Source organism: Segetibacter sp., assembly GCF_025963695.1.
Lineage (GTDB): Bacteria > Bacteroidota > Bacteroidia > Chitinophagales > Chitinophagaceae > Segetibacter.
This window is the reverse complement of the sequence record NZ_JAOQAH010000122.1, coordinates 1-21,532: the sequence shown is the minus strand read 5'-3', so window position 1 is coordinate 21,532 and position 21,532 is coordinate 1. Positions and strand designations below refer to the sequence as shown.

At 38.6% G+C, this 21,532-nt stretch carries 9 protein-coding genes and 1 pseudogene; 5 read left to right on the top strand and 5 right to left on the bottom strand.

Going from position 1 to position 21,532, the window contains the following annotated elements:
* The first annotated feature begins 40 nt into the window (after positions 1-40).
* From JWR87_RS20060 to JWR87_RS20045, 4 genes are all read left to right on the top strand, one after another.
* Positions 41-9,871 carry a non-ribosomal peptide synthetase gene (locus tag JWR87_RS20060; RefSeq protein ID WP_297823662.1) on the top strand — a complete coding sequence of 3,277 codons (9,831 nt, stop codon included), beginning with the start codon at positions 41-43 and terminating at the stop codon, positions 9,869-9,871.
* A 195-nt stretch (positions 9,872-10,066) separates the two neighbouring features.
* Positions 10,067-11,899 carry an ABC transporter ATP-binding protein gene (locus tag JWR87_RS20055; RefSeq protein ID WP_297823660.1) on the top strand — a complete coding sequence of 611 codons (1,833 nt, stop codon included), beginning with the start codon at positions 10,067-10,069 and terminating at the stop codon, positions 11,897-11,899.
* A gap of 206 nt (positions 11,900-12,105) precedes the next feature.
* On the top strand, positions 12,106-12,804 hold the full coding sequence (locus JWR87_RS20050) for a thioesterase domain-containing protein (RefSeq protein ID WP_297823658.1): 699 nt from the start codon (positions 12,106-12,108) through the stop codon (positions 12,802-12,804).
* The gene (locus JWR87_RS20045) at positions 12,801-13,460 is read left to right on the top strand and encodes a 4'-phosphopantetheinyl transferase superfamily protein (RefSeq protein ID WP_297823656.1); all 660 of its coding nucleotides are present in this window, start codon (positions 12,801-12,803) and stop codon (positions 13,458-13,460) included. Before JWR87_RS20050 ends, JWR87_RS20045 begins: the two co-directional genes overlap by 4 nt.
* Positions 13,461-13,608: 148 nt before the next feature.
* Here the strand turns inward: JWR87_RS20045 and JWR87_RS20040 are convergent, their stop codons facing one another.
* The 5 genes from JWR87_RS20040 to hemH form a co-directional block, all read right to left on the bottom strand.
* Positions 13,609-13,815, bottom strand: a complete 207-nt coding sequence (locus JWR87_RS20040; protein WP_297823654.1) for a hypothetical protein — start codon at positions 13,813-13,815, stop codon at positions 13,609-13,611.
* A gap of 238 nt (positions 13,816-14,053) precedes the next feature.
* On the bottom strand, positions 14,054-16,033 hold the full coding sequence (gene gyrB / locus JWR87_RS20035; RefSeq protein ID WP_297823651.1) for a DNA topoisomerase (ATP-hydrolyzing) subunit B: 1,980 nt from the start codon (positions 16,031-16,033) through the stop codon (positions 14,054-14,056).
* A gap of 407 nt (positions 16,034-16,440) precedes the next feature.
* Positions 16,441-18,072, bottom strand: coding sequence for an amidohydrolase (locus JWR87_RS20030; RefSeq protein ID WP_297823649.1), 1,632 nt, complete (start codon positions 18,070-18,072; stop codon positions 16,441-16,443).
* Between the two features lie 29 nt (positions 18,073-18,101).
* Positions 18,102-18,716 carry a CopD family protein gene (locus JWR87_RS20025; RefSeq protein ID WP_297823647.1) on the bottom strand — a complete coding sequence of 205 codons (615 nt, stop codon included), beginning with the start codon at positions 18,714-18,716 and terminating at the stop codon, positions 18,102-18,104.
* Between the two features lie 92 nt (positions 18,717-18,808).
* A complete protein-coding gene (hemH, locus tag JWR87_RS20020; protein WP_297823645.1) occupies positions 18,809-19,852 on the bottom strand; it encodes a ferrochelatase in 1,044 nt (347 codons plus the stop codon).
* Between the two features lie 1,028 nt (positions 19,853-20,880).
* On the opposite strand from hemH, the pseudogene JWR87_RS20015 reads away from it, so the two are divergent.
* Positions 20,881-21,532, top strand: a pseudogene (locus JWR87_RS20015) (glutamyl-tRNA reductase); the annotation flags it as partial.

Sequence of the window (21,532 nt, the reverse complement as noted above, 5' to 3'; positions counted from 1 at the left end):
ACTGCTGGCAGCGCAGCTCGCTCAAAAATCAGAAGCAGTAGTGCTTCCGTCAATAGAAGTGATACGTCCACGACCAGAACATATTCCCTTATCATTCAGCCAGGAAAGATTGTGGTTTATAGATAGGTTAGAGGGAAGTGTGCAATATCATGTGCCAGCGGTTGTTCGGTTACAGGGAAAGATTGATAGAGAAGCTTTAGGTTCTGCCTTGCAGCAAATTGTTGAACGTCATGAAGTATTGCGAACAGTGTTTCGTGAAGAAGAAGGCAAAGCCTACCAGGTAATACAGGAGAGTGTAGAACCTCTAATGCAACTTGTGGATGGTGCTTCCTTATTAAAAGACAGTACAAGTTTAGAAAAATATATAAAAGAAATTATTGCTGCTCCGTTTAACTTATCGAAAGATGCGATGTTAAGGGCGCATTTGATCGTGATGCAGGAAGAAGAACATGTGCTTGTAGTAACGCTACATCATATTGCTTCAGATGGTTGGTCAAGATCAATACTGGTGGGTGAATTAGCCGAACTTTACGCATCCACTACTGAAGGGCGTGAGGCAAAATTAATACCTCTGCCGGTACAATATGCAGATTTTTCTTTATGGCAGCGCGGATACCTACAGGGTGAGACACTGGATAGCAAATTAGGCTATTGGAAGAGTAAGCTTGAGGGCGTATTGCCATTAAATTTACCAACAGATCATGTTCGTCCCGCCGTACAAGGTACACGGGGAGGTATGGTAGTGTTTCAAATAGACAAAAAGCTATCAGAAGATCTTTTGCAATTAAGCCACAAGCACGGCGCGACCATGTACATGACGCTATTGTCAGCATTTAACGCACTGCTTTACAGGTATAGCAACCAGGAAGATATTGCCGTAGGGACACCTATAGCAGGTCGGTTGCAGCAGGAGCTAGAGGGACTTATAGGTTTCTTTGTTAATACCCTTACTATGCGTAGTAGGGTAGACAGCGAAACAACTTTCGCTGATTTGCTTAAACAGGTGAAGATAACCACAATGGAAGCGTATGCTAACCAGGAAATACCATTTGAAAAAGTGGTAGAAGCGGTGGTAAAAGATAGGGAAACTTATAGAAACCCGTTGTTCCAGGTTATGTTTATTTTACGCAATACACCTGATGTGCCTGAACTTCGGTTAGGTGAGGCGGCTTTATCACGTTCCAGATATCAGCATACCACGTCCTTGTTTGACTTAAGCTTGTTCATTACCGAAACGGAACATGGGTTAAATGGAGCATTTGAATACAGCACAGATATATACACAAGAGCAACCATCGAACGTATGGCGGCGCATTTTGTAGAACTACTCCAATCAGCTGTGAAAAAGCCAAATGAAAGGGTAAGCCTTTTGGAAATGGTTACCGAGCAGGAACGTAATCAATTGCTTGCGGACTTTAATAATACCTCAGCCGAATACCCACTTGATGAAACAATTGTAGATTTATTTGAAGATCAGGCAGCAGCAACACCCGAAGCAACAGCTTTAGTGTTTGAAGACAAGCAGCTAAGCTACAAAGAGTTAAACGCAAAATCAAACCAACTTGCACATTACTTAATAGCCAAAGGAGTACAACCAGAAACGTTAATACCGATTTGTATAGAGCGAGGATTGGAGATGATCATAGGTTTATTAGGCATACTAAAAGCAGGCGCAGCCTTTGTACCGATTGACCCCGAGTATCCTAAGGATCGCATAAATCATATGCTTGAAGATTGTGGCGCTACGTTAGTAATAACCAGCGAAGGCAGCAGGGCGAAATTGAATGCATCAGAAGCGGTTGATATTATAGAGTTAAAAAGAGACTGGGAAATAATTAGTGGTAAGTCAACCGAAAAACCTTCGCTTTCAGTTTCTGCAAATCAGCTTGCATATGTAATTTATACTTCCGGATCAACCGGTAAGCCAAAGGGCGTAATGATCGAGCATGGCAGCTTAACAAACCTCTTATGTAGCATAACAGATAAGGTGAGTTTTGACTCCCGTTCAAGCTTTTTATCGGTAACAACCTACAGCTTCGACATCTGTTATCTCGAGTTCTACACTCCACTTATAAACGGAGGAAAGTTAATTATTGTATCTCGTGATGTAGCTACAGACGGTTACAAATTATCTGAAGGGTTGGCTCGTTACAATCCGACGCACCTGCAGGGTACGCCATCAACCTGGCAATTATTATTGGATAGCGGCTGGCAAAATAAAGAGCAAATAAAGATTTTAGTAGGTGGAGAAGCTGTAAAAGAAAGTCTGAAAGATGAGTTGACTCAATTAGGTGATGTATACAATTTATATGGACCAACTGAAACCACGATTTGGTCAGCCATAAAGAAATTAGACAGTACTGAGAAGGTATTAATTGGTCAGCCTCTTGCCAATACAAATATTTATATACTAACCAAAGAACATGCATTATGTGCAATAGGTATTGCCGGTGAACTTTGCATTGCAGGAGCAGGATTGGCAAGGGGTTATTTAAACAGGCCGGAATTAACTTCTGAGAAGTTTGTTAAGGATCCATTTAGTGAAGATGAAGGTGCTAAAATGTATAAAACCGGCGACTTGGCACGTTGGGTTAATGATGGTAAAATAGAGTACCTGGGAAGAATAGACTACCAGGTAAAAATAAGAGGATATAGAATAGAACTTGGTGAAATTGAAAGTGTTCTGCAGCAGTCTGGGTTAGTTACCGAGGCAGTTGTAATTGCAAAGCACGATAATCAAAATAGCAGGTTAATAGGTTATTATACACCTGACTTAAAAGTGTTAAAGGAAAAAGAAACAGCACTTTACCAGGAGCAGGTCAACAGTTGGAAGGACGTATACGATATTGAGTACGCCCAACATGACAAGCAACTTAAAGACGAGGAGTTTGATATTGGTATCTGGAAAGATAGTTTTACGGGTTCAAATATTCCAGAGGACCAAATGCGTGAATGGGTTCAGGATATAGCTGATGTAATTTTATCTGAAGATGCAGGTGAGGTTCTTGAAATTGGATGTGGAACCGGTTTAATATATTATCAACTTGCAGGAAAAGTAAAAAAATACATTGGTACCGATTTTTCTGCGTCGTCCGTTAATCGGATTAAGGAAAGAATAAGTAAAGGTGTAAAAGATTACGGCCCAACCGGGTTGCAGGTATGTGCTGCTCATGAGATTAATCTGAATGGTGATCAAAAGGTAGATACCATTGTTATTAACTCCGTTGTTCAATACTTTCCGGGTGAAGACTACATGAGCGAGGTAATCGCTAAAAGTATGTCCCTGCTGAGGAACAAGGGACGTATTATAATTGGCGATGTTCGCGATAAGCGCTTGCTTGAGTTGTTTAAAGGACGTCTTCAATTGCAAAAATTACAGAGATCAGTAAGTGTAAGAGAGTTTAATTGGGTGGTAGATCAGGAAGTTTTAAAAGAAGAAGAACTCTGCTTTTTACCGGAATATTTCTACAACTTAAAGTCCTTGTATCCCGAAATTTCTCATGTTCAAATAACATGGAAGCACGGCGAATTTATTAATGAATTAAGCCTTTACAGATTTAATGTAGTAATCTATGTAAGTGATAAAAGAGGCGCCCAAGATGCAAATTGGGTAAGCTGGAATTCGATAAATGACAAGCAATGCATCATAAATCGTATTAATAATGGTGATTCTGTAATTGCATTAAAAGATGCTCCGAATTTCAGGTTGCATAAAGAGCGGGCTTTAGACGAAATTCTTAAATCAAACCAGGTAACTACAGTTGGAGAGATAGTAGATAGAATCAATATTGTAGAGCAAAACAATCTTAGTTTGACTGATATTTTGGAAGCTGCAGGTAGAAACAAATATCATTGTAGCCTTTTGTTGGATGAAAATCCTCTTGTTATAAATGTATTACTTGAGAAGGACCCTTCAAGTAGTTTCATTGAAAATGTTTATGGTGAACAAGGCCGCTCTGCCAATACAAACTATACTAACATTCCTCTTTTTACAAGCATTAGTTCTGTTTTACAAAAAGATATAAAAGCCCTGCTTCAGCAGAAACTTCCTGATTATATGGTTCCTGCAGAGTTTATTGCTTTAAGCAGGCTTCCTCTTACCGCAAATGGAAAAGTGGACCGTTTGTTTTTAACTGCAAGAGCGGAAAGGGGAGTGGTTGTAGATAAATACTCATTCCAGGCTGCACGTACTATTGTTGAAAATAAGTTAACTGTTATTTGGCAGCAACTTTTAGGTATAGATCTTATTAGCGTTTATGATAACTTCTTTGATCTCGGTGGGCATTCCTTGTTAGGAATGCGATTGATTTCAGCCATTCGGAAAGAACTTGAAGTCGAATTAAGTATTAAAGATCTTTTTAATTATCCCACAATAGCTTCATTAAGTACTCATCTCGGATTACAGTCCCAAACCTCCTTACTTCCATCCATTGAAGCAGTTCAGCCACGGCCAGCTAATATACCATTATCCTTTTCCCAGGAGCGGTTGTGGTTTATAGATCAGCTTGAAGGCACTGTTCAATACCATATTCCAACAGTACTTAGGTTAAAAGGCAAGATAAACATCGAAGCGCTTGCATCAGCATTGCAGGCAATTGTAAACCGGCATGAAGTACTTCGCACGGTCTTTTTAGAGGAAGACGGACAGGTTTACCAGCAAATAAAAGATGCCGGTAAATGGCAGTTAAGCATAAAGGATGGGGCAGAATTAAAAGAACAAAACGGCGTACTTGAAGTATATGTACACCAGTTAATCAACAAGCCCTTTAACCTTCAGCAGGATGACATGATAAGGGCAGAGTTGATAAATGTAGATGTTGAAGAGCACTTATTAGTAGTTACACTACATCACATTGCCTCCGATGGTTGGTCAACATCTATTTTGGTTAAAGAGTTGGTTGAGCTATACGAGGCCTACGATAAAGGCAAGGCAACTTCTTTAGCTCCTTTAAATATACAATATGCTGATTTTGCAATGTGGCAGAGAAGTTATATAAAGGACGAAGTTTTAAATAACAAAATCAATTATTGGAAACAGAAATTGCAGGGCGTTGAGCCACTCCAGCTACCAACAGATTTTGCCCGGCCTGCTATTCAAAGCACTAAAGGTGCTGCTATAGGCTTTACTATTAATAAGGAGTTGACAGGTAAGTTGCAGGAGTTAAGCCAGAAGCAAAGCAGCACCATGTTTATGACACTGCTTGCTGCCTTTAAAGTATTAATATACAGACATTCGGGTCAAAAGGATATTTGTATAGGCACACCAATAGCTGGTCGCAAGCAGCAGGAAGTAGAGAATTTAATTGGATTTTTTGTAAACACATTGGCATTAAGAGATGAGGTAAGCGGAGAAAGTTCATTCACTGAGTTTTTACAACAGGTAAAATCAACAACACTTGATGCTTACGAGCATCAGGACGTACCTTTTGAAAAAGTGGTAGATGCAGTAATGCTTCAAAGAGACATGAGTCGCAGCCCTATTTTCCAGGCGATGTTTATATTACAAAATGCTCCTGACGTTCCAAGTTTACGTTTGGGTGAGGTAGAGTTATCCTCAAAAGGAAGCAATCGCGATACTGCAAAGTTTGACATAACGTTTTCTGTAACGGAAACATCACAAGGAATACGTGGTGCAGTTGAATATGCATCTGAGTTATATAATGAACAAACCATTGAGCGCCTTATTACCCATTTCAAGGAATTAATAAGTTCAATTACAAATAATCCTCAGGAAAGTCTTTCACTATTACCTATGCTTACTCAACAGGAGACGCATCAGTTATTAGTAGAGTTTAACAACACTTCAGCCGATTATCCACGGGATAAAACAATTGTAGATTTATTTGAAGAGCAGGTGGAGAGAACACCAGATGCGGTAGCGGTAGTTTTTGAAGGCAGTAACTTATCTTATCAGCGGTTAAATGAAAGAGCAAACCAATTAGCACATTATTTAAAAGCTAAAGGCGTAAAACAAGAAACACTTGTACCGATATGTATTGAGCGTGGTATAGACATGATTGTTGGTATACTTGGTATACTAAAAGCAGGCGGAGCATATGTGCCGATTGACGCTAAATACCCGTTGGAAAGAATAGAGTTCATGCTTCGAGATACAAAAGCAAGGATAATAATTACTGACAAAGAAAGCAGTAAAAAGTTAAGAAGTATTGATGGTTGCGATTTGATAGAAATAGATGGTAAAGCTGCATCTGAAATTCAAACAGAGCCGACTGAGAACATTAATATAGAGGTTACACCTTCTAATCTTGTTTATATAATCTATACGTCCGGATCGACAGGAAAGCCTAAAGGAGTAATGGTAGAACATAGAAATGTGGTAAGCCTTGTAAAAGGTGTGGACTACGCTTCGCTAACTAAAAACGATATCTTACTATCCACCGGATCTCCTGCTTTTGATGCAACTACTTTTGAGTTTTGGGGTATGCTGCTTAACGGAGGTCAGTTGGTTCTGTGCAAAGAGGAGAGGTTGCTTGACAGCAAACTTCTTAAGGAGGAGATACAAACAAGAAATGTAAACAAAATGTGGTTTACATCAAGCTGGTTTAATCAGTTAGCTGACACTGAAATTGATATTTTTGGAGCATTAGAAACAATTTTAGTAGGTGGAGAAAAACTATCCGAGCAACACATTAATTTGGTCCATACAAAGTATCCTGCTATTAACATTATAAATGGATACGGACCTACAGAAAATACGACGTTCTCTTTAACCTACAAAATAAGTGATGACGCTAATTATACATCTATCCCCATTGGTCTTCCTTTAAATAATCGCCAAGCGTACTTATTTGATGAACACGAGAATCTGGTTCCGATAGGAGTCGTTGGAGAAATTTATGTAGGAGGAGATGGGTTATCAAGAGGCTATTTAAACAATGAGGCGTTAACGTCAGAAAAATTTATAACTGCTAGGTTTGATAACGCGACAAGGCTTTACAAAACCGGTGATTTGGGCAAGTGGTTGGCTAATGGCAATATCGAGTACCTGGGCCGAAAGGATGATCAGGTGAAAATAAGGGGATATAGAATAGAGTTAGGAGAGATAGAAAATGTGATAATGCAAAGTGGATTAGTAAAACAGTGTGCCGTTGTTGTTGGCGAAAAAGATGGACACAAGCGGTTAGTAGGTTATATAGTTGCAGGAGGTGTTTTTCATAAAGAAGCTTTAGATGCATATTTAAAAAGCTCCCTGCCAAATTATATGATACCTGTAATATGGGTAGACTTGGAAAGCATACCACTAACGTCGAATGGTAAGTTAGACAGAAAAGCATTGCCTGAAATTGATTTGAGTGATTCGCTAGCAGGTCAATATATTGCTCCGGCAAGTGAGCTTGAATCAAAGGTTGCAGAAATCTGGCAGCAGCTGTTAAGAATAGAGCGTGTGGGAGTTGAAGATAACTTTTTTGAACTTGGAGGAGATTCTATCTTAACAATTCAGGTAGTAGGCCGCTTACGGCGCTTAGGTTACGAATTGCAACCAAAAGATCTTTTTGTCCATCAAACTGTAAGGGATTTGTCGGGTCTTTTAGCTAAGCGATCAGGTCTAAGTATAACTGGCGAGCAAGGAGTTTTAACAGGTGAGTGTGGACTACTACCAATTCAGCAATTGTATCTAAAAAATGCAACAACAAGTATCTCTCACTTTAATCAAAGTGTGTTATTAAAAGTTGAAAAATCTGTAACTGAGGCAACACTTCAAAATGCGGTGGATGTAATAATGTTACAACATGATGCCCTTCGTTTTCAATATTATCAAAAGGATGGCGAGTGGCATCAATTTTACGAAACAAATACGCAAAGATTGGCTGTTGAGAATTTGGAGTCATTGACTAAAGAAGAGTTGGGTGACGGCGTCAGGAAGTGTTCTGAGAAGTACCAACGCAGCCTTAACTTAGAAAAGGGAGAATTAGTACGTGTAGTGTTAATGATGACGTCAAGTCAAGAGAAGCATAACCGTTTATTAATTGTAATTCACCATTTTGCGGTAGATGGCGTTTCATGGAGAATTCTGCTGGAGGATTTGGGATCACTTATAAGCGATGTTAGCAGCGAGAGAAAACAAGATCTTGGCAGCAAAGGCAGTTCGTACAGGCAGTGGTTTGAAACTTTGAAGCAGTATAGTGAAAGCAGTGCTTTAAAGGAGCAGAAGAAATATTGGGAACATGTAGTTACAGCAAATTATTCTTCACCTGTAGATAAATTATTTTCAGGTAAGGTAAAGGAAAGTTCTGTAAAAGTGCTTTCGATGAAGCTTGGGGTTGAGGAAACACAGCATTTAATCCAGGAAGTACCTAAAACCTATCAAACTGAAGTAAACGATATTTTACTGTGTGCGCTATCGCAGACAATAACCGAATGGGCCGGAACTAATAAAGTTGTGATAGGATTGGAGGGGCACGGCAGAGAAGATTTAGCGGAAGGAATAGATACCAGCCGGACGGTAGGATGGTTTACCAACCTCTATCCTGTGTTATTAGATACTGAGGGAATGAAAACTGAGTCAGAATGGATAAAAGGAGTAAAGCGTCAGCTACGTCAAATACCAGATAAAGGTTTAGGTTTTGGAGTGTTAAAGTATATTAATAAGGAAGCTTCATTGCAAAAAGATTGCTGGGATATCGTTTTTAATTACTTGGGGCAGGTTGACACTGTTGTTGCAAAAGAAGGTTTAATTTCAGGGGCAAGCGAATCTGCAGGAACTAATTTGGGCGAAGATCTTGTGCTAACTGAAAAAATATCGATTAATTGTATAATAAGAGGTAGTCAGTTACTAATAAGTTGGAGATATAGTAGTAGCTATTATAATGAGGAAACAATTAAAATCATAGCTGAAAGATTTAAAGATCATCTTCAAAAAATTATCATTCATTGTTTACACCAGTCGAAGAAAATTAGTCTTCTAGAAGACTTGAGTTCGAACCATGAGGAAATAATAAAAGAAAACTTTAGAATAGCGAGAACGGAAGAAAGTAATGTACTAGTCCCGATAAGAAAGGGTGACAATAAGCTGCCATTATACATAGTATGCGGAGGTGGTGGAACCGTGTTTAAGTTTAAAAAGATGGTTGATCTATTAGATCCGAAACAGACTGTATTTGGGTTGCAACAACCGACAAATTTAAGGCAATTAGAAGAATTTCCGGAAACAGTTGAAAAAATAGCATCGATATATGTTTCTGAAATTTTAGCTCAAAATCCTCAAGGTCCTTACGCATTATCGGGTCATTGTTCCGGTGGGTTAATTGCCTACGAGATGAGTAAGCAGTTACAAGCAATTGGGAAGGAGGTTAAAATGTTGGCTATGTTTGACACCGTTGCGCCTGTTGTAAAAGATCAAAGAGCCCAAAAGAATACTTCTTTCAGTTCAAATTACTTTACTTCTTTCAAAAGGTTAATTGGCAGAGCTTACACTAAATTGGATTTCGAATTATTCCTGCTAAGAAGGCATACTAGGTATTCGATCGGTGACCGATTAAATAAATTTAAATTATTATTAAAGAAAAACGATTCAAAAAGTGAAGAGGACAAGTTTTACGAGGTGTATAAAAAATTAACGACGATAATTGAAAAAGCTCACCGAAATTATAATATGACTCCCCATGGAGGTAAAATTTATGTTTATTATGCAAAGGAACATTATCAATTCTCTGATATCAACAGAAGCGTAAATTATAAGAAAATAAGTTACGGTGAAAGTATAAAAAATAGATGGCGTAATTATGTTGATTCTATATCAATATTCGACATCGAAGGCGAGCATTCTACAATGTTTGATCCAACAATAGGAGGTGGAAAAGAGCTCGCGGAGTTATTGCAAAAGCATTTAGATGAGTCCATCAATAAGTAAAAGTGAAATGGCATAATTAACAGTATTACACTTTCTACTCAATAAAGAAAATCGAAAACCTTTCTTATAACTTAGGCTTAAGCTCTTTTTCGGAAGTATTGACGTTATAAGCGTCGTTTTGCAAAAGAAAAATTTTTAACGTTTCGTCAAATTCAGTTTGATATTGGAGGTTTAAATGTTTTAGAGGTAAATATTATGAAAGGTGAAAAAATATCGGCAGATGCCATAAGTTTTAAGGAGCGTCTGAAGGCGTTAAGCAATATACCTCGCCTTTTAAAAATGGTATGGGAGACCAATCCATATCTTACGATAGCAACAGTAGTCACCCGTATCATTTTAGCTGCACTGCCTGTTGCCATCCTTTATGTCGGCAAGTTATTTATTAACGAGGTCGTAATGCTTATTCATAGCAGCGACAAAACATTATCCCACGCGTATTTGTGGAAGTTGGTTGCGATAGAATTTGGATTAGTTATCACTACAAATGCCTTAAACAGGGTCATTTTATTAATTGATGTTCTACTTGGCGACCGGTTATCCAACTATTCTTTCATGAGGATTATGTCGCACGCCTCAAAGTTGGACCTTGAACAGTTTGAGGATTCTGTTTTTTACGATAAACTGGAGCGAGCACGGCAGCAGTGTATTGGAAGAACAGTACTTTTAACAAACGTGTTTGGTCAACTGCAAGACACTGTGACCGTTTGTTTTTTAATATCAGGGTTGGTCTTTTTCAGCCCCTGGTTTACTATTATACTATTTGTTTCCACCCTTCCTTCTTTTTTAGGTGAATATTATTTCAATAACAAAAATTACACGCTAATACGTGGTCAAATGGAAAGGCGCCGGGAAATGGAATATATCAGCTCCCTTGGCACTAGTGACATAACTGCAAAAGAAGTAAGGGCTTTTGACCTGTCTTCTTTTTTTGTGAACCGGTTTCGCAACATATCGAACCGGCTCTATTTCGACATAAGAGCTCTTGAAACAAGACGTTCTACCTGGGCCATTGTTCTTGCGATCACGGGTTCTATTGGTTACTATTCTGCTTTTGTTTATATCATCCAAAAAGTTCTCGCAGGCAGCATATCAATTGGAGATTTGACTTTTTTGCTTGGTTCCATCCGGCAGGTGAGTGGGGTGTTGCAGAATTTGATGAAACGGTTCAGTACAGTTTCTCAGGGTGCTATTTACCTCAGCGACTTTTTTGAATTTTTTGAAATTATGCCCAAGATTAAAATGTCCCCTAATCCAAGGCCTTTTCCCCGTCCGATCAAGGAGGGTTTCACTTTCGAAAACGTAGGTTTCAAGTACAATAATTCTACAAGGTGGGCAAATAGGAACTTAAATTTTACCCTTCATGCAGGCGAAAAATTAGCGCTGGTAGGAGAGAACGGAGCGGGTAAAACGACGTTAGTAAAACTCCTGGTTCGATTGTATGACCCTACTGAAGGTAGAATTTTATTGGATGGGGTCGATTTAAGGGAGTACGATTTGTCAGAGTTACGGCTTGAAATTGGTATTATTTTCCAGGATTTTCTTAAGTACCAGATGACCACTACCGAAAATATTGCGGTGGGAAACATTAGCGAAATGGACAACCATTCTTTAATTGCAAAATCTGCCAAAAAAAGTCTGGCAAACATTTTCATAGAAAAATTGCCGAAACAATACGATCAGATGTTGGGAAGACACTTCCACCAGGGAGTTGAGTTATCAGGTGGGGAATGGCAAAAAATAGCATTGGCCAGAGCTTATATGCGGGATGCACAATTGATGGTGCTTGATGAGCCTACTGCTGCTTTGGATGCCAGATCTGAGTTTGAAGTGTTTCAACGTTTTTCGGAGTTAACGAAAAATAAATCAGCATTGCTGATTTCTCACCGTTTTTCTACTGTTAGAATGGCTAATCGCATCCTGGTTTTGGAAAAGGGCGAGTTGCTTGAAGTTGGAAGCCACGATGAACTTTTGCAACAAAATGGAAAGTACGCTGAGTTATTTGAATTGCAGGCCATGGGTTACCGCTAATTGGCATAAAATAGGTCTCTGATATTGATGCCTGGTTTTATGGCATTTTTTTATTAATTCAATCTTTGAGGAGGACAAAGATTAAAACCAGTTGATTTAGTAATCAATCTTGTTTTAACAGGAGACATAAAAAGTAGGCATATAAAAAGACGAGCTTATTTTTGCGTGTTTCCCAATTTTTTTGAACTCCTAATATATTTGGTTCTATGACGAGTAATGTCACACTCTTTTGTTTACCTTTTGCTGGTGGCTCTAAATACTCTTTAGCTTATTTAAAAAAAGTTTTGCCAAAAAATATTTCTTGCAATTTTCTTGAGTATCCTGGCCGCGGTACCAGAATTAGAGAAGACTTTGCAGAAAATATAAGTGAAGTTGTTGATGATATTTATCAAAAAATAGCTCCTTTTTTAGGCAAGCCTTACGCTATTTATGGTCATAGCATGGGTGCTAAAATTGCATATCTGCTTACTTTACGTATCAGAGAGGAGGGAAAGAAGTTACCGCTCCATTTGTTTATCTCTGGTACCGACGCTCCCTCTGTTCCTTTAAGAAAATCTCCTAAACATTTACTGCCAAAAGAAGAGTTCGTATCTGCTATAAAGGAGTTAGGTGGATTGCCGGATGAGATATTGGCTAATGAGGAAATGCTGGAATATTTTGAACCAATTTTAAGAGCCGATTTTCGCATTTCTGAAAGCTATCAATACCAAGCTACTCATCCGTTGGAGATTCCTTTAACCGTTATGGTGGGCGACAAGGAGGATATGCAGGAAGAAGATATACTTGAATGGCAAAGTGAAACTGTATTTCCAATTAACCTTTATAAATTTCCAGGAAACCATTTTTTTATTCTGAATAATGAAAGACAAATAGGAAAAATTATTGAAGGGGCTCTAAGTAAATGATAAATATACTTTACATAGAGAATAAAGAACAGTTGTCAACAGAGTTAACAGACTGCGTTGAAAGATTGATTGGGCCAAATGAAAAAGGTAAGGCTTCGCGTTATCGACGGTTTCAGGACAAGCAAGCTTACTTGCTAGGGAAAGTATTGCTGGCGCGCCAGTTGGAGAATAGCGGCTACAGCCCTGAATTGTTGAAATGTTTATCTTACACAGAGTTTAACAGACCATTCATTGATTGTATCGAAGCTGACTTCAATATTAGCCATTCAGGGGAGTATGTTATTTGCGCCTTTTCTGTCAGCCAGGTAGTAGGGGTGGATATAGAGAAAATTCAACCGGTTAATTACAATGATTTTAATAATATTTTGAATGCGAATGATAATAGTACAATTGAAAATGCGCCCGACGCAAATCACGCTTTTTTCAAAATATGGTCGGCTAAAGAAGCTATTTTAAAAGCTGACGGATGTGGACTGGTAGATGACATATATAAACTGGAAATAAACAGCAACAAAGGCATCTTCAATAAAAAACTCTACTATCTGAGGGAATTAGAAATTAGCCCACTTTATTCATCTTGCATTGCAAGTTCTTCTCCTATTGAAAATTTGGCTGTTAAAAAAATGTCTCTTACTAATTGCTTGCCTAATTTATGAGCACCAAATAACCTGAAGGAGAAAGGCTTTAATTTTTCTTACTGTATGCTTTAGAGAATTTTGCTAACTCTTTTTAGTATGATACCTTTTGCCTTTGCTGCAAATAAAAAGAACTCCACTCTAAGTGAAATTCCTTTTTTTATCGTTATTAAAATCCTTTTTTAGCAACACCATCTTCAATGGCTTGTAAGGCTTTTGCTTCACCTAAAATTGCAGCCATCTTATTTCCTTTGCCATCATGGCCCCCTGCCATGTACCCACCTTTGGCTGTTTTACTAATAACAGCATCGTGCATAGGAACGTTTTTTTCTTTTGTTTTCAAACAGTAAGCAGTAATCATTTTTGAGGTATCCATCGTTTTTTGTTTTACTTAGTAAGTAGAAGGTATTACTAACAGGTCACAAGCTACAAATTTTTTGAGAGAACAGATTTTTAAACAGAGAGCGGTCATTGTATGTTACGCTGTTATCGCTGCTTTCTAAAAAATCTCATGCAGGTTAGTTAGGGAAACCGTATTAATCTCACATAAAAAGGCTGCCTCATTGGTGCTTGAGACAGCCTTTTAGTAATCTTTTATACAAATTCCTCCTTCCTTACACGTCGATCTTGGCGTATTTTGCGTGGCTTTCAATAAACTCTCTTCTTGGTGCAACTTCATCTCCCATTAGCATACTAAATACACGATCCGCTTCGGCTGCGCTTTCAATTGTAACTCTTTTCAGCGTACGGCGCGCCGGATCCATTGTTGTTTCCCATAGCTGTTCTGAGTTCATTTCCCCCAAACCTTTATATCGCTGAATAGTTACACTATCATCTTTTCCACCACCCAATTTCTCCACCCAATGTTTCCGTTGTTCTTCGTTGTACGCATACTCTTGTTCCTTACCTCTTTTTACAAGATACAAAGGTGGCTGAGCTATATACACGTACCCTGCCTCAACTAACTCTTTCATATATCGAAATATAAACGTGAGTATCAAAGTGGCAATATGGCTCCCATCTACGTCCGCATCTGTCATTATGATAAGCTTATGGTAGCGAAGCTTAACAAGGTTTAGCTGTTTAGGATCTTCGGGAGTACCAACAGTAACACCTAGTGCAGTGTACATGTTACGTATTTCCTCATTTTCGTAAATCTTATGTTCCATTGCCTTTTCTACGTTCAGGATCTTTCCTCTTAAAGGCAGAATAGCCTGGAAACTTCTTTCTCGACCTTGTTTAGCTGTACCGCCTGCAGAGTCTCCTTCTACTAAATATAGTTCGGTTTTTGTCGGATCTCTTTCAGAACAGTCTGCAAGTTTACCTGGCAATCCGCCGCCGCTTAATACGGTCTTGCGCTGCACCATTTCACGAGCCTTCTTAGCTGCTACCCTAGCCTGGGCTGCCAAAACAATTTTAGAAATTACGTTCTTTGCTTCTCTCGGATTTTCTTCCAGGTAAGCTTCTAATGCTCGTGCAACTGTAGTTTGCACAATGCCGCTAACTTCACTATTACCAAGTTTGGTTTTTGTTTGACCCTCAAACTGCGGTTCGGGAACTTTCACAGAAATAATTGCACTTAATCCTTCCCTGAAATCGTCGCCCTCTACCACTACTTTGGCTTTCTCAAACAAGCCATTCTTATCACCATATGTTTTAAACACCCTTGTAAGAGCTTGCCTAAAACCAGTTACGTGAGTGCCACCTTCAATTGTGTTGATATTATTTACGTAAGAAAAAATGTGTTCTTTAAAATCATCATTATAAGTCATCGCAACTTCAACCGCTACCATGTTCACTTCATCGAATCCTTCAACAAACAAAGTGTTTGGAATAAGGGCAGTGCGGTGACCGTTTTTGTCAAGCATTTCTACAAACTCAACTATTCCACCTTCGCTATAAAAGCTTTTGAAATAAGGCTTTCCTTCTTCATCCAGTTCTCGTAAATCTGTTATGTTTATAGTAATTCTTCGGTTCAGGTAAGAAAGTTCTCTTAGCCTGCCTTCTAAAATATCTCTTTTATAAATGGACTCCTGGAAAATGGTATAGTCAGGCCAGAAGTGAACGGTAGTACCGGTAGTTTCTGATGTTCCGATTTCCCTTACAGGATATTGCGGTGCTCCACAGTGATATTCCTGCTCAAAAATTTTACCTTCCCGATGTACCGTAACCTGTAGTTTGCTGCTTAACGCATTCACGCAACTAACACCTACGCCGTGTAATCCTCCGCTCACCTTATAAGTATTCTTATCAAACTTACCACCGGCATGCAAAACAGTCATTACTACCTCCAGCGCACTTCTGTTCTCTTTAGTATGTATCGCTGTTGGAATACCCCGACCGTCATCACTTACACCAATTGAATTATCTTCGTGAATAGTAACGTTTATGTTTTTACAATACCCCGCAAGTGCTTCATCAATACTATTGTCTACAACTTCATACACAAGATGGTGAAGCCCCTTTACACCTATATCGCCAATATACATGGCGGGTCTTTTACGCACAGCTTCCAAACCTTCTAAAACCTGAATACTGTCGGCACCATAATTTTTATTTTGCGCCGCCGCATCATTTACAATTTCATCTGACATAACTGCTTGATTTTCCTGCTTTTTATTGTATTCTTGCAGGTGCGCAAAAGTACAAAAAATAAAGAGTTTTCAGGCATAAAAGAGAAGCTTTTAACCCTGGTTTATCTAGCTGTGAATTTGTTGTGAATTGTTCTGTCAGAAGTATTATTTTGAAACCGGCAGTATTCCATATTTAGTCATTGTTGCGTCGCACCCTTGTACCGTTGATGCTTTTTTCATCACTTTAACCTTGCACACTAACTCGTTATTTAGCTTTAATCATGCTGGGGGAAGTCAGAAATGGTGTTCGCAGGAATTTGCCAAATAAAGATTACCATGTACAAGAGTGCGACGCAACAAAAGCCGAATGGTGATAAGAAGTCTGGATGATAAAAATAAATTTAAGCAATAGAGCTGATAGGGCGTTTTTAAAGCACCCGTTTTCCTCCTATATACGTCATTACAACTTTGGTGTTTAAAACATCGTTTTCCCCGATTTTCATTAAATCTTTGTTGAGAACAATAAAATCAGCTTTTTTACCTGTTTCGATGCTGCCTACTTCGTTCTCTAGAAAACAAGCCCGGGCTGCCCAAATTGTCATTCCCTTTATAGTTTCTTCTCTTGTTAAGGCGTTTTCAACCTGAAAGCCTCCTTCCGGAAATCCCTTCGCATCTTTTCTGAATACGGCAGCTAAAAAGGTTTTGAACGGACTAATGTCTTCTACAGGAAAATCAGTGCCTAGCGGTATCCATCCATTTTGATGTAATAATTGCTTAAAGGCATAGCCGCCTTTAATTCGTCTTAATCCCAATCTTTCTGCAGCCCAATACATATCGCTTGTAGCGTGTGTTGGCTGAACAGACGGAATTATGTTCGATTTTCCAAACATACCGAAGTCCGCAGGATTGATAACCTGCGCATGTTCTATGCGCCAGCGTTTGTCGTTAGCACCATTTAGAGCCCTGTTATAAATCTTCAATATCTCACGGTTGGCACTATCGCCTATAGCGTGTGTGCACATTTGATACGCCGTCTTTGATATTACCTTCGCTATACTATCAAAATATGTTTTGTCTTTCAATAAAAATCCCGACCAGCCTTTTTTATCTGCGTAGGGCTCCAATAAACATGCGCCTCTGCTTCCGAGCGCTCCATCGGCATAAACCTTAATGCCCTTCACAAACATTCTGTCTGATTTATAGGGCTCTTTATTAAGGTACCGTTGATAGTTTGCTGTGTCATCGCTCAGCATTACATACAACCGCATGTTAAGCTTACCTTCCTTTTGTAAACCATCTATCGTCTGCACATCACTATACATCAATCCACAATCAGCAACAGTGGTCAAACCTACTTTAAAACAATTTTTCTCGGCTTTTGATAACCATTTCACGTAGTCATTTACTGTGCTTCCCGGCATTTTAGAAGTTACCAGGTCAACTGCATTGTCTATTAAAACCCCGGTCAGTTTACCATTTCTGGTCTCGATTTCGCCCCCTGCCAATGTTTGTCCACCATGTATTGCTGCTATATCAAATGCTTTTTGGTTCACAACTGCAGCATGTCCATCAACCCTCGTCAGTATCACCGGTATTGTCGGAAAGGCTTCATTCAGTTTTTCGTTTGTCGGATAAGATTTATCAGCCCATTTATTCTGATCCCATCCCCGGCCTTTAACCCACTTTTCTTCCGGATGTTCTTTTGCAAACCTTTTAACTCTTTCTACCACTTCTTCCCAACTGGCAGCGCCAAAAAGATCAACCATAAAAAGCGATTGACCATAACCTAAAAAATGAGCATGTGCATCAATAAAGCCGGGATACACTGCTTGTCCTTTTGCATCAATAATTTCTTTTGCAGTGTAGTTACTTGTTATGGCTGCATCGGTGCCTGTAGCAATAATTTTTCCATCCTTAATCGCAAAAGCTTGTACGGTTTCAAATTTTTCGCTTACCGTATAAACAACGCCGTTAAGAACAATTGTGTCAACTGTGTTAGGTGATTTACAGGAAAGATTTGAGAGTGAAAATATTATAGCAACAATAAGCAGTCGCATCATATTAGGGGAGGTGTGAAAATTAATAGTAATTATGAACGCTTTGTACGAATTGTTTTATAAATTTTGATAGCAGACATCAGCACAACAATAAATAAAACCAGGCCAATTAATCCCCATACAAAACTCATACTTTGCTTTACAACTGCTAACATTACAATGGATATTAAAAAAACAGTGGCTACCTCGTTCCAAATGCGAAGTTGCTGCGATGTGTATTTAAAAGAACCAGCTACCTGTTGTTTAAAGATCATGTGCAGCGTAAAAAAATAGATATATAACAAGAGTACAAATGCAAGTTTTACAAGAAGCCAACTGCCTTCTGGATGCAGTAATGTTTTGTGCCAATTTCCATTAATCATTACAAAAGCACCGAAAGCCAATGTTAGGATTGCAGATGGCCAGGTAATACCATACCATAAGCGCTTCATCATCACAATAAACTGTCTATGTAAAACCTCCCTCGCCACTTCTGGTTGTTCACGAGCCTCAGTGTTATAAATAAACAACCTGGGCATGTAAAACATACCACTAAACCATGTAACCACAAAAATGATATGTAACGCTTTAATGTAATTGTACATGTCAATAAGGGTATTTTTATGAGTGGGCATTTGTACTTCATGGTACATCGTTGTGTCACTCACTGCAATATTTGTTCAAAAAATCATCTTCTTTGTCGGGTAGGTTATGGATTGTTATCAACGTCGGGCAATCCTGTAGATCCGGTCATCCCAGTTCAAAGAACCATCTCACGCTTTCCTTCTGCAAAATCTTTCACCCACGTCACAAGCGATTGAACCCAAAGCGGATGAACATTCAGACACGGGATTACTGTAAAACTTTCGCCGCCCGCATGTAAAAATGCCTCTTTCCCTGCCATCGCAATTTCTTCCAGGGTCTCAAGGCAATCACTAACAAAGGCAGGGCATAAGATAACAAGCTTTTTAACCCCTTCTTTTGGCAATTCTTCTAAACGAAGAGCTGTATAAGGTTTCAACCATTCTTCCCTACCCAGTCTTGACTGAAACGAAAAACCAACTTTATTAGATGGAATTTGTAGGTTTTCTACAAGTAGCTGAGTGGTTGTCCAGCACTGATGCCGGTAGCAGGTTGCATGTGCAGGTGAAGCAATCTCGCAGCAAGTTTCAACTTTCATGCAATGGCTGTTTGTAGGATCAGCCTTTGTCATATGCCTTTGCGGAAGACCGTGATAACTAAACAATACCTGGTCATACTCCTGCTCCAGGTAAGGTTTTATACTTTCGGTAAGGGCATGTATATAATTCGGCTCGTTATAAAACGGCTTAATAAAAGACAGAGAAAAAGAATACTTCTTTTTCTTATGGACTGACTTTGCATGTTCAACCGCAGTTTCATAAGAAGACATCGCATAATGTGGATACAAAGGAATGGCGATCACTTCTTCCAAACCTGGAACTTTTTGCATTAACCTTGCATAGGCGTCTTCCATTGTCGGCTTTCCATACCGCATCGCAATTTCAACCGGCTCTTCCACATTTGGTTGCAGTGCTTCTTGCAACTCTTTAGTCAGTACAATCAAAGGCGAACCCTCTTTCGTCCAAACCGATTTATAAGCTTCAGCAGATTTAGGCGCACGAAAAGGTGCGATAATTCCGCCTACAAGTAACAATCTAAATATATATGGATAGTCAATGACCCTTCCATCCATTAAAAATTCCATTAAATATTTCCTTACATCTTTTACCTCAGTCGAATCGGGTGATCCCAGATTCATTAAAATAATTCCTCTTTTTGCCATAGTGTAAAATAAAGAGCAAATGTAAACCCGCCAGTTGAAGAAAAGTTTAAAACCCGTTACTTGAAGCGCTGAGTAGTAGCTAAAAAATAAAATTAAAAAAATGGAAAATAAAAAAGGCACGGTATTCAACCGTGCCCAATTTAATTTAAGTCCTTCATTTTTTCATATTGCAATCGTAGAAGGTTTCGTACAGTAATCAAGCAATCGTAGAAGCAAGTATCGTTATCGTTAGAAGCAAGTCAGTTACCTAAAATGCCGTAGCAAAGAAAAGCCACTTTTATTACTAACGATCGTTTGTAAGTTTTTTTAATGCTTTTTTAATTTTAATCATGCTAGCAAGTAGAAACTGTTTTAAATTAAAAAAGGCTGCCTGTTTTTGGAGGCAACCTTAGTAAAAAATCAATAGCGTCTATTAAAAGAAGATAGGACGCTTATTAAGAAATGAAATAAAACTGTAAAAAAGCAAGACGAATCGTAGAGGCCTGTATTAATCAATGGGCAAATAAAATCTTCAGATATTCAACACAGCTAGCAAATCATTAAAGGCAGAAACAAAGAAACATCATTTTTTTGTTACTAACAAACGTTCGTAATTCTTTTCGGAAAAAGAAAGGTGCTATCTCGTTTTTATAGAATTGTTACAAAAACAAGCAGGGCATGAAATGAGCCACGCACGGCAATACCCTTAATTTTTATTCTGACGAATGAACCACTTGTCCCATCAGGGAATAACAACCACGGCATAATAAGAAACGTTCGTCTCAATTCTTATTTAAGACTTTGTTGTTAGAACTAATATTGATTCATTCGATAACATCTCTAAGTACTTCAATTTTTGCGGAACAGCTAATAATTCACCGCTCTGGTATAGATACGTCTACACCCATTCATTTTACAATAAGAAAATAAATAATGGTAATAAGCGGAGCATGACTAAAATCATAAATTTTTATGACAACTGCATGACAGACAAATTATGAAGGTGGTTTGCCAGCAAATACCTTTGCGTCAAAGAATTAAGAACTTTAATGGTAGCAAGTAAGCAACATAACATTTCCGGATTTTTTATTGTTGGAATTAATTATAAGAAGACGGACGCCTCCATTCGCGGCCAGTTTGCTATCAATAATTGTCAGTACGCAAATATTTTAGCACTTGCACCTTCGTTTGGCCTTTCTGAATTTTTTATACTTTCTACCTGTAATCGTACTGAAATTTATGGTTTTGCTGACAATGCCTCTCAGCTTATTGAAATTCTTTGCACTCAAACTGTCGGGGACCAAAAGACATTTTCAGAATTGTGTTGCATAAAACAGGGATCCGAAGCTATTCAACACATTTTCGAAGTAGGTGCAGGTTTGGAATCGCAAATATTAGGCGATTACGAAATAATAGGTCAATTAAAGCTTGCAGTAAAATTTGCAAAGGAAAACGGTTTTGTGGGCGCTTTTACCGAAAGACTTGTCAACAGTGTGTTGCAGTCAACAAAGGTTGTAAAAAATAGAACGGCACTTAGCGGAGGAACCGTTTCAGTTTCGTTTGCAGCAGTTCAGTACATCAAAAAGAATGTGGTGAATCTAAGCGACAAAAACATTCTGCTTCTAGGTATCGGAAAAATTGGAAGAAACACCTGCAAGAATTTAGTTGATTATCTCAATACGAACCGAATAACCCTCATTA